This window comes from Burkholderia sp. YIM B11467, from assembly GCF_052952715.1.
Map to the genome: position 1 here is coordinate 983,556 of NZ_JBQVSQ010000002.1, position 14,760 is coordinate 998,315.

13 protein-coding genes are annotated in these 14,760 nt (G+C 68.2%); 4 read left to right on the plus strand and 9 right to left on the minus strand.

Annotation, left to right across the window (positions count from 1 at the left end):
• Nucleotides 1–3: 3 nt before the first annotated feature.
• The 5 genes from ACTRWB_RS11530 to ACTRWB_RS11550 all read right to left on the minus strand — a co-directional run bounded on the left by ACTRWB_RS11530 (nucleotide 4) and on the right by ACTRWB_RS11550 (nucleotide 6,504).
• Entirely contained in the window at nucleotides 4–2,940 is a 2,937-nt protein-coding gene (locus ACTRWB_RS11530) for a molybdopterin-dependent oxidoreductase (protein WP_446901964.1), read from the minus strand.
• 419 nt (nucleotides 2,941–3,359) lie between these two features.
• Nucleotides 3,360–3,683, minus strand: coding sequence for a hypothetical protein (locus ACTRWB_RS11535; protein ID WP_048246325.1), 324 nt, complete (start codon nucleotides 3,681–3,683; stop codon nucleotides 3,360–3,362).
• Between the two features lie 142 nt (nucleotides 3,684–3,825).
• A complete protein-coding gene (locus tag ACTRWB_RS11540) occupies nucleotides 3,826–4,848 on the minus strand; it encodes a DUF2891 domain-containing protein (RefSeq protein WP_446901965.1) in 1,023 nt (340 codons plus the stop codon).
• Between the two features lie 19 nt (nucleotides 4,849–4,867).
• Entirely contained in the window at nucleotides 4,868–5,818 is a 951-nt protein-coding gene (locus ACTRWB_RS11545) for a DUF979 domain-containing protein (protein WP_193100862.1), read from the minus strand.
• Nucleotides 5,815–6,504: a DUF969 domain-containing protein gene (locus ACTRWB_RS11550; protein WP_129517039.1), complete on the minus strand. Its 690-nt coding sequence runs from the start codon at nucleotides 6,502–6,504 to the stop codon at nucleotides 5,815–5,817. Before ACTRWB_RS11550 ends, ACTRWB_RS11545 begins: the two co-directional genes overlap by 4 nt.
• A 327-nt stretch (nucleotides 6,505–6,831) precedes the next feature.
• On the opposite strand from ACTRWB_RS11550, the gene ACTRWB_RS11555 reads away from it, so the two are divergent.
• The gene (locus tag ACTRWB_RS11555; protein WP_048246322.1) at nucleotides 6,832–7,056 is read left to right on the plus strand and encodes a hypothetical protein; all 225 of its coding nucleotides are present in this window, start codon (nucleotides 6,832–6,834) and stop codon (nucleotides 7,054–7,056) included.
• Nucleotides 7,057–7,103: 47 nt separating this feature from the next.
• Here the strand turns inward: ACTRWB_RS11555 and ACTRWB_RS11560 are convergent, their stop codons facing one another.
• On the minus strand, nucleotides 7,104–7,532 hold the full coding sequence (locus ACTRWB_RS11560; RefSeq protein ID WP_446901966.1) for a hypothetical protein: 429 nt from the start codon (nucleotides 7,530–7,532) through the stop codon (nucleotides 7,104–7,106).
• A 461-nt stretch (nucleotides 7,533–7,993) separates the two neighbouring features.
• Between ACTRWB_RS11560 and cheB the strand changes: the two genes are divergently transcribed.
• Together cheB and ACTRWB_RS11570 are read left to right on the plus strand one after the other, a co-directional pair.
• Nucleotides 7,994–8,998: a chemotaxis-specific protein-glutamate methyltransferase CheB gene (gene cheB, locus ACTRWB_RS11565; RefSeq protein ID WP_446901967.1), complete on the plus strand. Its 1,005-nt coding sequence runs from the start codon at nucleotides 7,994–7,996 to the stop codon at nucleotides 8,996–8,998.
• Between the two features lie 58 nt (nucleotides 8,999–9,056).
• Nucleotides 9,057–10,124: a diguanylate cyclase domain-containing protein gene (locus ACTRWB_RS11570; RefSeq protein WP_412024842.1), complete on the plus strand. Its 1,068-nt coding sequence runs from the start codon at nucleotides 9,057–9,059 to the stop codon at nucleotides 10,122–10,124.
• A gap of 15 nt (nucleotides 10,125–10,139) precedes the next feature.
• On the opposite strand, the gene ACTRWB_RS11575 is transcribed toward ACTRWB_RS11570, so the two are convergent.
• From ACTRWB_RS11575 to ACTRWB_RS11585, 3 genes are all read right to left on the minus strand, one after another.
• Nucleotides 10,140–12,389 (minus strand): putative bifunctional diguanylate cyclase/phosphodiesterase, encoded by a 2,250-nt coding sequence (locus ACTRWB_RS11575; protein ID WP_446901968.1) that lies wholly within the window; start codon nucleotides 12,387–12,389, stop codon nucleotides 10,140–10,142.
• 218 nt (nucleotides 12,390–12,607) lie between these two features.
• The gene (locus ACTRWB_RS11580) at nucleotides 12,608–12,862 is read right to left on the minus strand and encodes a hypothetical protein (protein WP_446901969.1); all 255 of its coding nucleotides are present in this window, start codon (nucleotides 12,860–12,862) and stop codon (nucleotides 12,608–12,610) included.
• Between the two features lie 15 nt (nucleotides 12,863–12,877).
• Nucleotides 12,878–13,771 (minus strand): LysR substrate-binding domain-containing protein, encoded by an 894-nt coding sequence (locus tag ACTRWB_RS11585; protein WP_446901970.1) that lies wholly within the window; start codon nucleotides 13,769–13,771, stop codon nucleotides 12,878–12,880.
• A gap of 203 nt (nucleotides 13,772–13,974) precedes the next feature.
• Here ACTRWB_RS11585 and ACTRWB_RS11590 point away from each other — a divergent pair, with 203 nt between their 5' ends.
• Complete coding sequence (locus tag ACTRWB_RS11590; RefSeq protein WP_129517033.1) at nucleotides 13,975–14,613, plus strand: hydrolase; 639 nt, start codon at nucleotides 13,975–13,977, stop codon at nucleotides 14,611–14,613.
• Nucleotides 14,614–14,760 lie beyond the last annotated feature (147 nt).

Sequence of the window (14,760 nt, forward strand, 5' to 3'; positions counted from 1 at the left end):
CGATCAGCTGTCGTCTGACGGCGAACCGGCCGACGCCGCGCGCCGCAGCCGCGCGGCGAATGCGCCGGTCCCCGCGAAATACGCCTGCACGCGCTGCAGCACGCGTGGCGTGCCGGGCAGCGGCGGCATCGGCGCGAACTGCGGCAGCGTCGTCGCCGCATCGGCTTCGGCCGGATAGATCCGCACCTGCACGTCGTACCAGCCGGCCTGCCCCGTCACGGGATCGGAGTTCGACATCCGCGCACCGGCGCGGGACGCATCCGGCAACTCGTCGGTGATCACGTGATTGAGCAGGAAGCCGCGCTGCGATTCGCCCGCTTCGGGCCCGAGATTCCATGCGCCGGCCGCCTTGCCGATCGCGTTCCACGTCCACACGGTGCCGGGTTCGACCGCCTCGCTGTAGCGCGCGCGGCAACGCACCTTGCCCCACGGCGATTCGACGTAGATCCATGCGCCGTCGTCGATCTGTTGCGCGGCGGCCGTCAGCGGGTTCACGAACAGGTGGTTCTCGCCGTGGATCTGCCGCAGCCATGCGTTCTGCGAATCCCACGAGTGGTACATCGCCATCGGCCGCTGCGTGATCGCCGCGAGCGGATAGCGGTTCGCGTCGGTCAGCCCGCTTTCGAGCGACCGATGCCAGAACGGCAGCGGATTGAAATAGCGCGCGATGCGCTCGCGCAGATGGTCGGGCGGCTGGCGGCCCGACGTGCGGCCCTGCGCGGCGAGCCGGAATTTCTGCATCACGTCCGAGTAGAGCTGGATCACGATCGGCACGCCGAACTTGCGCATCCCGTTGTCGACGGCCCACTGCATGTACGGGCCGTTGCAGTTGCGCATGTACTGCAGCGGCTCCGGCAACCGGTGGTGGTACACGCAGTTGTTCTCCGCGTAGCGCTGCCACTGGTCGGGGTTCGGCTCGCCGACGACGGCCTTGTCGCCGTTCTTGCCGCGCCAGCCGATCAGGAAGCCGGTGCCGGAGTTCGGTGCCGTCTGGAAGTTGATGACGAAATCCGGATAGTCGCGGTACTTGCGTTGTCCGTCCGCCGTCGTGAACGCCGGAAACTTCAGCCGGCTCGCGAGCTCGATCAGCACTTCCTGGAACGGCTTGCATTCGCCGGTCGGCGGCACGACGGGCACCCGCACCGAGTCGACCGGCCCATCGAATTCGGAGATCGGCCGGTCGAGCACCGACATCACGTCGTGGCGTTCGAGGTAGGTCGTGTCGGGCAGGATCAGGTCGGCGAATGCCGTCATCTCCGATGCGAACGCATCGCACACGACGAGGAACGGGATCCGGTACTCGCCGTCGTCGCGCTTGTCGACCAGCATCTTGCGCACTTCCGTCGTATTCATCGACGAATTCCACGCCATGTTGGCCATGAAGATCAGCAGCGTGTCGATCGGATAGGGATCGCCGCGCCACGCATTGGTGATCACCGAATGCATCAGCCCGTGCACCGCGAGCGGGTATTCCCATGAGAACGCCTTGTCGAGCCGCGCGGGCGTGCCGTCCGGATGGATGAACAGGTCCTCGGGGCCCGCCGGCCAGCCGAGCGGGCCGGTGGCGAGCGGCGTGTTCGGCTTGACCTGGGCCGGATCGTTCGGCGGTTTCGCCGACGGCGGCACCGCGCGCGGATACGGCGTCTTGTGCCGGAACCCGCCCGGCCGGTCGATCGTGCCGAGCAGCGACATCAGCACGGCGAGCCCGCGGATCGTCTGGAAGCCGTTCGAATGCGCGGCAAGCCCGCGCATCGCATGGAACGCGATCGGCACGCCCTTCACCGTCGCATGTTCCTTGCCCCACGAATCGGTCCAGCGTACCGGCAGCTCGATGGCGTGATCGCGCGCGACCGTCTCCATTTCGCGGGCGAGGCCGCGGATCGTGTCGGCCGCGATGCCGGTGATGTCGGCCGCCCATTCCGGCGTGCAGCCGGCCACCTGTTCGCGCAGCAGCGTGAACGACGGCGCGACGGGCGTGCCGTCGTCGAGCGTGTAACGACCATCGAGCGCCGGTTCCGCGCCGTCGGTGTGGTGCAGCACCGCGCGGTTCGTCTTCGTATCCCACCACATGCGGTTCTGCGGATACAGCGCGTTGACCTCCGGCGCGGCCACATCGCGCACGAACAGCCCGAACGTGTCGGCGCCGTCGCGCTGATCGACCAGCTCGGCCGCGTTCGTGAAGCGCGACACGAATTCGACGTCGAACGCGTCGCGCGCGATCAGCTCGTGCATCAGCGCCATGAACAGCGCGCCGTCGGTGCCGGGGCGGATCGGAATCCATTCGTCGGCAATCGCAGCGTAACCGGTGCGCACCGGGTTGATCGCGATGAAGCGCCCGCCCGCGCGCTTGAATTTGCCGAGCGCGATCTTCAGCGGATTCGAATGGTGATCCTCCGCGGTGCCGATCATGAAGAACAGCTTCGCGTTGTCGAGATCGGGGCCGCCGAATTCCCAGAACGAACCGCCGATCGTATAGATCATCCCGGCCGCCATGTTCGCCGAGCAGAACCCGCCGTGCGCCGCATAGTTCGGCGTCCCGAACTGCTTCGCGAACAGGCCGGTGAGCGCCTGCATCTGGTCGCGGCCGGTGAACAGCGCGAAGCGCTTCGGGTCGGTCGCGCGCAGGTGCGCGAGCCGCTTTTCGAGCACGTCGAACGCGACCGCCCACGACACCGGCTCGAACTGCGCGTCGCCGCGCTCGGCGCCCGGCTTGCGCATCAGCGGCTGCGTGAGCCGCGCGGGCGAATACTGCTTCATGATTCCCGACGAACCTTTCGCGCAGATAACACCCTGGTTCAACGGATGCTCGGGATTGCCGTCGATATAACGCACTTCGCCGTCGCGCAGGTGCACGCGGATGCCGCAGCGGCACGCGCACATGTAGCACGTCGTCGTCTTGATCTCGGCCTGCTCGTCGCGCTCGCGTGCTCGATGCTCCATCGTCTGTCCTCGTTCGCGGATGATGGCGCGCCCCGCCGGGGCGCACCCGTGAATCGGTTCATCCATGCTATGCCGGCACGCGGCCGACATAAAGTCGCATCCTCCGATCGGTCCTATCGGGCGGCCTGATAGTTGGCTAGACAATCCATCGGGTCTGGACAGGGTCCGCATGTGCGAAGGCCCGGCTCACGGCCGGGCCTTCGGCGTCATGCGTTACCGCGGCGGATAGGCGAGCAGTTCGCTGTCGTCGAGAGGCTCGCGACGGCCGCGGCACGTCAGCCCGTACGCGACGCTCAACGATTCGCTGGAGAACGTGTCGAAGATGCGCGACGCGGCCGCCCGGCTCGCGCCGCTGCTGCATGCGGCCGATGGCGTGCAGCCGGGCTGACGCGGCTGCGCGAGGTCAGGCAGTCACGCGTTCAAGCGAGGTGATAGCGCAACCAGAAGGTTTCGCGACACGCGTTGTCGAACGTGAGCCGCGACGGGCTGATCGGCCGCGCATCGGGATGGCGCAGCACGTCGTAATCGATCCAGCATTCGGCGCACAGCAGGTCGGACGGCGCGCGATCCTGCTCGACCGAGCGGCGCACGATCGCGCCGTTGTCGAAGCGGTATTCGGTTTCGTCGCGCGTGACTTCGACGTCGTCGTCGGTCCAGCGGTCGTGGGAGGTCGCGTGCGACACGATCGATACCGGGCCGGCGAGCCCGTGGATCGCGGCGACGTAGGAAATGAGCTTGTCCATGAAGAGGCGGCGAACTGGCGGATGGCCGCTTCGCGCAACGCATGCTGCGCGAAGCGGCCCGAGCGGCGAGTATAGCCGCGCGCCGATGACCTTGCCGCCGACGGGGTTTCGTTCCCGTTACGCGTCGCGCAACGGCCGCGCGCTACGCTTCCAGCGCGAGCAACGCGAACGTCGCGAGCCAGTGCTCGCCCATGTAGTCGCCGGCCACGTGCGCGAGCGCGCTCGCGAGATGCCGGTCAGCCGCGTCGAGCAGCTTCGCGCGCCGCGCATCGCCGTCCGGCAGCGCACCGGCGAGCGCGCGCTGGCACCACGCGCGGCTCAGGTTCAGCCCGTCGAGATGCGCGATCTTGCCGTCGCTGCGATCGCTGACCGTCGCCGGCTCGAACAGCGTCGCCGGCTCGCCGCGCGCGAGATCCGGCAAAAAGCGCGCGAACCAGCCGTCGAATTCGGCCGCCGGCAGCACGCGCCGCATCAGCTCGGCCTCCATCAGCGCGGGCGACAGGAATTCGTCGCCCGACGGCTCCCACGCCTGGCATGCGACGTCGTTCAGGTGCCAGCGCTTCGCGGTATCGACGATCAGCGCCGCGAGCCCGTCGCGCTGCGTGTCGCGCGCGAAGTCGAGCGTGAGCGCCAGCGCGAACGCGGTGTTGAAGTGCGTGCCGACGCGCAGCGGATAGGTCGCCTTCGGCAGGAAGGTCTCGAAGCGCGACACGAACAGGTCGGTGAGCGGCGCCATCGCCTTCGCCCAGCGCGCGGCCTGCGGCAGCGCGCCTTTCAGCGCGAGCCGTTCGAGCTGCGCGGACAGCGCGAGCAGCCACGCCCAGCCGTACGGCCGCTCGAAGCCGCTGTTGTGCGGCAACGCGAGATACGCGCGCTCGCCGGCGACGTTCGCGTCGGTGAAGTGCGCGTCGACGATCGCGACGATGCGCTCGGCCTCCGGCAGCGCCGGATAACGTTCGAGCACGCGCAGCACGAGCCAGTAGCCGTGCACGCACGAATGCCAGTCGTAGCTGCCGTAGAAGATCGGATGCAGCGCGCGCGGCCCCTGCACGTCGTGCGGGCCTTCGAGCGAATGCGTGAGCTTGTTCGGATATTCGCGGGTCAGGTGCGCGAGCGCGAGCGACGCGAATTTCGATGCGAGTTCGGGCGTGAGTCGGTCGGTCATGAGGATCTCGTCCATCGAGTCAGAAGCGGAATACGAACGCATACATCAGCAGTGTGTTCACGGCCAGCAGCAGCACGGCCGTCGGCCACTGCGCCTTGATCACGCCGTTCTTGTCCTTCAGTTCGAGCAGCGCCGCCGGCACGATGTTGAAGTTCGCGGCCATCGGCGTCATCAGCGTACCGCAGAAGCCGCTCAGCATCCCGATCGCGCCGACGATCGCCGGGTTGCCGTGGAACTGGTGGACGATCAGCGGCAGGCCGATGCCGGCCGTCATCACCGGGAACGCGGCGAAGCCGTTGCCCATGATCATCGTGAACAGCGCCATGCCGACCGTGTAGGCCGCGACGACCGCGAATGGCGAATCGATCGGCACCCAGTCCTTCACGAGCCCCGACACCACGCCGCCGACGCCCGCGACCGCGAACAGCGCGCCGAGCGCCGCGAGCATCTGCGGCAGGATCGCGGCCCAGCCGACCGCGTCCATCGTGTGACGCGCTTCCCTCAGCGCATGCACGGGCGAATCGCGCAGCATCGCGAGCGCGACGACGAACGCGACGATCGTGCCGAGCACGAGCGAGATCAGCGTCACGCTCTTCGGATCGACGAACGGCAACAGCTTCAGCGCGAACGTGCCGATCAGCGTGACCACCGGAATCAGCAGCGCGGGCAGGAACAGCCGGTTGCCGAAGCGCTGCGCGAGGGTTTCGCGGCGCACGGCCGCCGCTTCGCCGGCCTCGTCGGACTTGCCGCGCCCGAGCTTGCCCGAGCCGGCGATCACCGCGAGCGCGATCGCGAGGCAACCCGTCACGAAATGCGGCAGCCGCGCGCCGAACAGGAACGTGACCGCGTAGATCCCCCAGAACGCGAAATTGACGACGCGGCGCGGGTTCGTGCGGTCCGTCAGGTTGAAGCACGCGAACGCGGCGAACATCAACCCCGCGAGCGTGTACAACGATTCGAGGCCGATCATCGCGCGCCCTCCTGCCCCAGCAGGCCGAAGCCGCGCGCGAGCCGCCGGTCGAGCAGCGCGAGGCGCGTGCAGTGGATCAGCAGCGCGGCGATCGCGGTCGGGATCGCCCACACCGACACCTGCAGCGGCTCGACGACGATCCCGTTCTGCTCGAGAAAGCCCTTGATCAGCAGGATCGACTGGATCGCGATGAAAATGTCCTCGCCGAAGAACACGGCGATGTTGTCGACGCCCGATGCATGCGCGCGGATCTGCTGGCGCACCGACTCGGGCAGCTCGCCGTGCCGGTTGACGGCGGCGGCCTCGGCCATCGGCGCGATCAGCGGCCGCACCATCTGCGCGTGCCCGCCGAGCGACGTGAGGCCGAGCGCGGCCGTCACCTGGCGCAGCACGAAGTACAGCATCAGCACGCGGCCCGTGGTCGCCGCCTGCACGCGCGAGATCATCCGCCTCGCCTGCTCCTTGAGCCCGTTGCGCTCGAGCAGCGCGATCACCGGCAGCGTCAGCCAGATGAGCCCCATGTAGCGGTTTTCGGTGAACGCCTTGCCGAACGCGCTGACGATGTCGACGAGATTCAGCCCGCCCGCCAGCCCCGTCGCGAGCCCCGCGATCGTGACCACCAGCAGCGCGTTGAAGCGCAGCGCGAAACCGATCACGACGATCGGCACCCCAATCAGCACCAGCATTGCTCTCCTCCTTGTGTCGGATCCACGACGCCTTCGCAACGCGCCGCCTGCCCGGTTTGGACCGGGCTCGAATCGCGAAATCTAACACGAGACTTTATCGATAAAAAGTCGACAATTTGCTGCTTCGGGTAAACGTTGAAAACCTGTCCGGGCCGTGTGTGGGCGGCGTTTCATCGGAGGAATCGATGGCCGGCTGGCCGCCGCGGGCGCGTCGATCGCGGCACGGATTTTCTGCCCGGGCGCGGCGAGCGGCCGGCCGCCGCGCGTGGCGGAGCCCCGGTGCGCCGACTACACTGGAAAGCATCTGCAACGTACGGGAGAGCCGCCATGATTGACGTATTCCAGACCATCGGCAGCCGCGCGTTCTCCGCTCATCTGGCGAAGGACGGGATGGTGACGCTGATGGAACAGCGCAATGAAGTCGACCGCGTGACGCTCGCGACCGCCTATGCCGCGCTCGTCGAGGAGTCCGAGCAGGAATCCGACCTGCTCGATGCGACGGTCGAAGGGATGATGCGCGCGCTGATCCAGGGGTACGCGCGCAGCCACTGACGGCGATCGACGGCCCGGCCGCGCATCCGGTGCGCGGCCGGGTACCGTTATGCGGCCGGCGTGCCGGCGCCCATGCCGAACCACCGGCCCGCGCGCAGTTGCCCGTAGTCGGCCTGCGTGAAGATCCTCAGCAGGTTCGATACGGCGCCGTTGCTGCCGCGGTCGAGCTGGGTCATGAACGCCTCGACCTCGTCTCGCCCCGCAAACAGGATCGTGCTGAAGTAGCGTTCGCGCTCGGCGTCGGACAGGTTCGTCGCGCGCAACTGGTACGGATGGTGAAGCGCCGCGAACAGGAAGTAGTAGCGTTCGGCGTCGTCGCGCAGCACGCGCACCGCGTCGCGGTCGACCGGAAACTCGAGGTGGAACGATGCATGCCCGCTCTCGATGTCGATCCGGTACAGCAACCGGCCGTCGCGCTCGATCACGACCGGTGCGTACGGATCGCGGCTGACGAGCGTGGTGTCGGGCGCGGTCATCGCGCCCGCCTTGCGGCCGGTTCCCCGCCGGTGTGGCGTCGCCCCGCCGATGGCGTGACACACAAGCACGCGAAGATGGCGCGCACGGTCATGCGAAAACGGGGTTTCTCGCTCTTGTCGCTCGACAGCATTCGTTCAGTGGAAGGGATAAATGGCGCGCCATGATCGCACGGCGTACCGCCGGCCATCCAGCCGGCGACCGGTTTTCGCGGGCCGCGCGGCGTGCATCGACCGCCCCCCGACTTACCGTGCACCATAGAGGAAATGCACTGAAACGGCGCATGGCACAAATTTTTCGTTGCCGCCGCCCGCGCCGCATGACAGCATGCGGGGCGTTGCCAACCGAAAAGAATGCCGCGCCGTCCGGCCGCCGATAACCCGCCCGGCGGCACCGAACAGGCAGCCCCTTCCATGAACCCGGCCTACCTCCAACACTACGAACCGACCGGAGAATTCCGCTTGTGAACATCGGCATCGTCAACGACCTCCCGCTAGCCGTCGAGGCGATGCGCCGCGCGATCGCGCGACGGCCCGAGCACCGCGTGCTGTGGGTCGCGACCGACGGCGCGCAAGCCGTCGAACTGTGCGCCACGCAGCCGCCCGACGTCGTCCTGATGGACCTGATCATGCCGAAATTCGACGGGATCGAAGCGACGCGGCGGATCATGCGATCCGAACGACCGTGCGCAATCCTGATCGTGACGAGCTGCATCGGCGCGAACGCATGGCGCGTGTTCGAGGCGATGGGCGCCGGCGCGCTCGACGCGGTCGATACGCCGCGATTCGGCGACGGCGCGGCCGGCGACACGACCAAACTCCTGCTCGCGAAGATCGACCAGATCGGCCGGCTGCTCGATGCGCCGGGCGGCACGCGCCTCGCTGCCACGGCCCCCGGTGCAGGCGGCGGCCCGCTGGTCGCGATCGGCGCATCGGCCGGCGGCCCCGGCGCGCTGGCGTCGATCCTCGGCAGCCTGCCGGCCGATTTCAGCGCGCCGATCGTGATCGTGCAGCATGTCGACCGCGCGTTCGCCGAAGGCATGGCGCAATGGCTCGACGGCCAGACCCCGCTCACCGTGCGCGTCGCCTGCGAAGGCGACCGCCCCCAGCCGGGCGTCGCGCTGCTCGCCGCAACCGACGATCACCTGCGCATCACGCGCTCCGGCACGCTCGAATACACCCGCGAGCCGGCCGCCACGCCGTATCGGCCGTCGGTCGACGTGTTCTTCAACAGCCTGACCGAGCACTGGCCCGGCCGCGTGATCGGCGTGCTGCTCACGGGGATGGGCCGCGACGGCGCGATCGGCCTGAAGGCACTGCGGATGAAGGGCTACCACACGATCGCGCAGGACGAGGCGACGAGCGCCGTGTACGGCATGCCGAAGGCGGCCGCGACGCTCGGCGCGGCGCGCGCGATCCTGCCGCTCGGGCGCATCGCGGGCGAGCTGGCGACGCTCGCGCGGATCTGAGCCCGACGATGAACACGCGCAACACCCATGCCTGCCCTTGCAACAACCTGCATCAATCATGACCAGTGACCTGACTCGCCCGCCGGGCAGCCCGTACACGCCGCACGCCGACGTGCCGGCGATGGTGCTGCTGGTCGACGACCAGACGATCGTCGCCGAAGCCGTGCGGCGCGCGCTCGTCGACGAGGACGGCATCGACTTCCATTACTGCCCGCGTTCGGACGACGCGATGGCCACCGCGATCGAGACGCGGCCGACCGTGATCCTGCAGGACCTCGTGATGCCCGGCACCGACGGGCTGAGCCTCGTGAAGGAGTACCGCGCGAATCCGGCGACGCGCGACGTGCCGATCATCGTGCTGTCGACGCAGGAAGAGCCCGTGATCAAGAGCGCCGCGTTCGCGGTCGGCGCGAACGACTACCTCGTGAAGCTGCCCGACCGCATCGAGCTCGTCGCGCGCATCCGTTACCACTCGCGCTCGTACATGAACCTGCTGCAGCGCGACGAAGCCTATCGCGCGCTGCGGCAATCGCAGCAGCAACTGCTCGAAGCCAATCTCGAACTGCGGCGCCTCACGCATTCGGACGGCCTGACCGGGCTGTCGAACCGGCGCTATCTCGACGAATACCTGGCCGCCGAATGGCGGCGCGGCACGCGCGAGCGCAGCGAGCTGTCGCTGCTGATGATCGACGTCGACAATTTCAAGCTGTACAACGACACGTACGGGCACGTGTCGGGCGACAGCGTACTCAAGCAGATCGCGTCGACCATCGAGCGCTGCCTCGGGCAGTCGGGCGACCTCGCCGCGCGCTTCGGCGGCGAGGAGTTCGCGGTCGTGATGCCGGCCACGTCGCCGGGCGCCGCGCGGCTGCTCGGCGAGAAGATCCGCCTCGCGGTCGAGGCGCTGCGGCTGCGGCACGCGCATTCGTCGACCGGCAACACCGTGACGATCAGCATCGGCGGCGCGACCATCGTGCCGGCGCCCGGCATGCCGACGACCACGCTGATCGAGGCGGCCGACCGCGCGCTGTATCGCGCGAAGCACGAAGGCAAGAACCGCGTCGAGATCGATCTGACGCCGACGCCGCCGGGCGCCGGCGGGTTCGGCGCGCCGCCCGGCGAATGAGCCCGGGCGCCGCGTTCACGCGGCGCCGAGCCGGCGCGCGTAGTCGTTCGGGTCCAGCGGGCGGCTGAACAGGTAGCCCTGCTGCATGTCGCAGCCGATCTGCTGCAGGAAGCACGATTGCGCCTGCGTCTCGACCCCTTCGGCCGTGACCTTCATCCCGAGCGAATGCGCCATCGCGACCACGGCCTGCGTGATCGCGACCGAATCGTGATGATCGGGCACGCCCGACACGAACGAGCGGTCGACCTTCAGGTTGTGCAGCGGAAAGCGCTTCAGGTACGCGAGCGACGAATAACCGGTGCCGAAATCGTCGACCGAGATCCGCACGTTCATGTCCGTGAGCGCTTCAAGCATCGGCAGCACGGTGTCCGTGTCGTTCATCAGCAGTCCTTCGGTGATCTCGAGTTCGAGCGCGGACGGATCGAGCCGCGTTTGCGCGAGACAACGATCGACCGATTCGACGAGCCCTTCGTGGAACTGCCGCGGCGACAGGTTCACGGCCAGCATCAGGTCCGGCGCGATCGTGCGGCGCCATTCGGCCGCCTGCCGGCATGCGGTTTCGAGCACCCACTGGCCGATCGCGACGATCTGCCCGGTGTCTTCGGCAACCGGAATGAATTCCGCGGGCGACAGCGGCCCGAGTTCGGGGCTGGTCCAGCGCAGCAGCGCCTCGGCGCCGACCGTGCGGCCGCTGCGCGCGTCGACGACCGGCTGATAGGCGAGCCGCAGCATGTCCGTCGTGAGCGCGCGCCGCAGCGACTGCTCGATCGCGAAACGGCGCTGCAGCCGCAGGTTGAGCTGCGCGGTAAAGAACGTGAAGTGGTTGCGGCCGCGCTGCTTCGCGTCGTACATCGCCGAATCGGCGTTGCGCATCAGCGTGACGGCGTCGTCGCCGTCGCGCGGCGCGACGCTGATCCCGATCGACACGCCGAGCCAGTACTCGTTGTTCGCGATCGCGAACGGCTTCGCGATCACGTCGATCACCTCGCGCGCGAGCACCTCGAGGCGCTCCGGATCGTCGCAGTCGTCGACGAGGATCACGAACTCGTCGCCGCCGACGCGCGTGAGCGCGTACTGGCCGCCCCCGCAAGCCGCGAGCCGCGACGCGACGCTGCGCAGCAGCGCATCGCCCGCGTCATGGCCGGCCGTGTCGTTGACCTTCTTGAAGCCGACGAGATCGATGAACAGGATCGCGACGCGCGCGGGCCCGGCCGCCGCATCGCGATCACCGAACAGTTCGCGCATGCGCTCGGCGAGCCAGCGGCGGTTGTAGAGGCCCGTCAGCGCATCGCGCGTGGCCAGGTAGCGCAGCTGCTGCTGCGCTTCGCGCACCGGGCCGATGTCGTTGAACGATACGAGCACCGAGTCGGCTTGAAGCTCGCCCGGCTTCACGATCGGCACCGCATTGCCGCGCACCCAGATGATGTCGCCGTCCGCGAGGCCGAAGCCGACCGTGTAGTCGAGCATCGGCGTGGCTGTCTCGAGCGCGAGCCGGCTCGGCCAGTCGCCGGGCGTGATCGGCGTGCCGTCCTCCTGCAGCTTGCGCAGGATCACCGACGACAGCCGGCGGCCGACGAGGTCGCCCTTCACGCGCAGCATCCGGTTCGCGCTCGGGTTGCTCGCGACCACGATGCCGTCGCGCGACACGACGAGGATGCCTTCGTTCAGGCTGTTGACGACGAGCCGGTGATGTTCCTCGCTGCGCGCGAGCTGCCGCACCATCCGGTCCTGGTGCACCGCGAGGCCGACGCTGTTGCCGATGTCGCGCAATAGTTCGGTTTCCTCATCGCTTGGACGACGTGGCCGACGGTGATAGACGGCGAACGCGCCGAGCACGGCGCCCGCTTCGTCCAGGAACGGCACCGACCAGCACGCGCGCAGGCCCAGCGGCAACGCGAACGATCGGTAGTCGGCCCACAGCGGATCGGTTTCGATATCCTCGACGGCGATCATCGTGCGCTCGTACATCGCCGTGCCGCATGAGCCCGCTGCGGGCCCGATCGACGCGCCGTCGATCGCGGCACTGTACTGCGGGGGCAAGGACGGCGCCGCGCCGACGCGCACGTGCACGCCGTCGGTATCGAGCAGCAGGATCGTGCAGGATGCGCCGTCGCCGAGCAAAGTCTCGGCACGCCGGCAGACTTCGATCAGCAGTTCCGGCAGCGGTGTGTTGCGCGTGATCAGCCTCAGCACGCTTTGCTCGGACGCGAGTACTTCCGCCGCGAGACCGAGGCTGTATCGAGAGCTTTGCGGTTCGGTATTCAAGTTGAATCCTGCCGTCTGTTCGACCGGGTCTGATGCGCCCGATTCGTTATCGATCCTTCGTGCCGTTTTTCGCTCCGGGTTTACGCCGATGCCCGGTGCGCCCCGTTGCGCACCGAGCCAGGGTGCGCCGAAATACATTTAACACCAATCCGTGACACCCCGCGCATCCGCGCGCATCAGGGCTTACGCGCGGTCGCGGCGGCGCTTGCGATCGCCAGTCAGCTTGCCGAAAGACTTGCGCGCCGTGCGACGGCCTCGGGCCCCTCCGCGTGCCGCGCGTGCCGCCTTTGAAATCGATTCGTCGGATTGCGGTGGCGCCCTGCTTCCGCCCCGATCAATCGTCCGCGCCGGGATGCGGGCGCGACCAGGTCGAACGCGCGGGCCGACAGCACGAACAGGCAACCCGACTGTTCGGCGACCTCGCGGTTGGTCTGCCATGACACCGATTCCATCAGCACGGCCGGCGGCGGCACGCGGCGCGCCGCTCATCAATCCTTGCGGATGTGTTCGGCCAGGAAGTCGATCAGCAGGCGCACGCGCGGCAGCAGCCCGCGTCGCGACGGGAACACCGCGTGCACCACGCCGCCCTTCGGCGCCCATCCCGGCAGCACGTCGACCAGCGTGCCGTTGCGCAGGTCGTCCTCGACGACCATGCACGGCAATTGCACGATGCCGACGCCGTGAATCGCCGCATCGCGCAGCGCGTGCATGTCGTCGGTCACGAAGCGTGGATGATGGCGCAACTGCGCGTGCTCGCTGTTCGGCCCGACCAGTTGCCACACGTGATGCCGCGCCGGCCCCCAGTCGAGGCTCGGCGCGCCGGCCAGCTCGGCCGGGTCCGACAATGCGGCGCGCCCGCCCAGCCACTGCGGCGCGGCCACCAGCCGCTGCGGGCTGTCGCCGAGAATGCGCATCACGAGATCGCTGTCCTCCAGCGGCGGAAAACGCACGCGCAGCGCGAGGTCGAACCCTTCGCTCAGCGGGTCGACGCGGCGGTTCGTCGCCTCGAGATGCACCTGCACCTGCGGATGAGTCGCCATGAAACGCGCGACGAGCTCGCTCACGCGATATTCGAGTAGCGCGGTCGGGCAGCTCACGCGGACGATGCCCCGCGGCTCCGCGTGCCGGCGCTCGATCACCTCGCGCGCGGCGTCGGCTTCGACCAGCACCGCGAGGCAGCGCTCGTAGAATTCGCGCCCGGTTTCCGTCACCGTGAAGTGACGCGTCGTGCGCTGCAGCAGCCGCACGTCGTACCGCGCCTCCAGCGCCGCGATGCGCCGGCTCAACGTCGATTTCGGGACATCCAGCGCGCGCCCCGCCTGCGTGAACCCGCCGTGTTCGACCACTTTCACGAAATAGTAGAGGTCGTTCAGGTCATCCATGATTGTTCCATTCATAGAACACTGACGGCATTTTAAGGGACTGGAACGCCGGTTGTTGCGCGAATAGCATCTTGATTCGATGTGGATCGACGCAGTCGAGGCGGCCGGGAAGGGTGTCATTTCAACCGGTTCCCTCGGCCGCCCGGCCGATTCACCGAGCTCGGGGCTCCCCCTTATTTCCTGCACTGTCTCTGGAGGCAACCATGGCAAGCGAACCGATTCGCGACCCGGCGAACGACCACCTGCTCACCCCGCAGAACGCGGCGTTCATCGTCATCGATTACCAGCCGGTCCAGGTGAACTCCATCGCGTCGATGGATCGCCAGCTGCTGGTCAACAACATCGTCGGCGCGTCGAAAGCGGCCGTCGCGTACGACCTGCCGATCGTCCACTCGACCGTCAACGTGAAGACGGGCCTGAACAAGCCGCCGATCCCGCAACTGCGCGCGGCGCTCGAAGGTTATCCGACCTACGACCGCACGAGCATCAACTCGTGGGAAGACGTCGAATTCCGCAAGGCCGTCGAGGCGACCGGCCGCAAGAAGCTGATCATGACCGCGCTATGGACCGAAGCGTGCCTGACGTTCCCGGCACTCGACGCACTGAAGGCCGGCTACGAGGTGTACGTGGTCGTCGACGCCGTCGGCGGCACGTCGGTCGCCGCGCACGAAGCCGCGCTGCGCCGCATCGAGCAGGCCGGCGGCCAGATGATCAGCGTCGCGCAGCTGTTCTGCGAGTTGCAGCGCGACTGGGCGCGCAGCGCCACCGTGCCGGCGTTCATCAACCTGTTCATCGAAACCGGCGGCACGGCCGGCATCCAGTTCTCGTACGACAAGAGCTGACCGGCCCGGCGCGCGCGGCCGCGGGCGTATTCCCGCCGGCGGCGCGCGCCCATGCCTTGCCCGTTTCATCCGTTCCGGCGGCACCCGGACGGCATCGCGGCCGGCCAAGCCGCGTTTTCGTATCCGTGATTCAATGTCGATCGAACC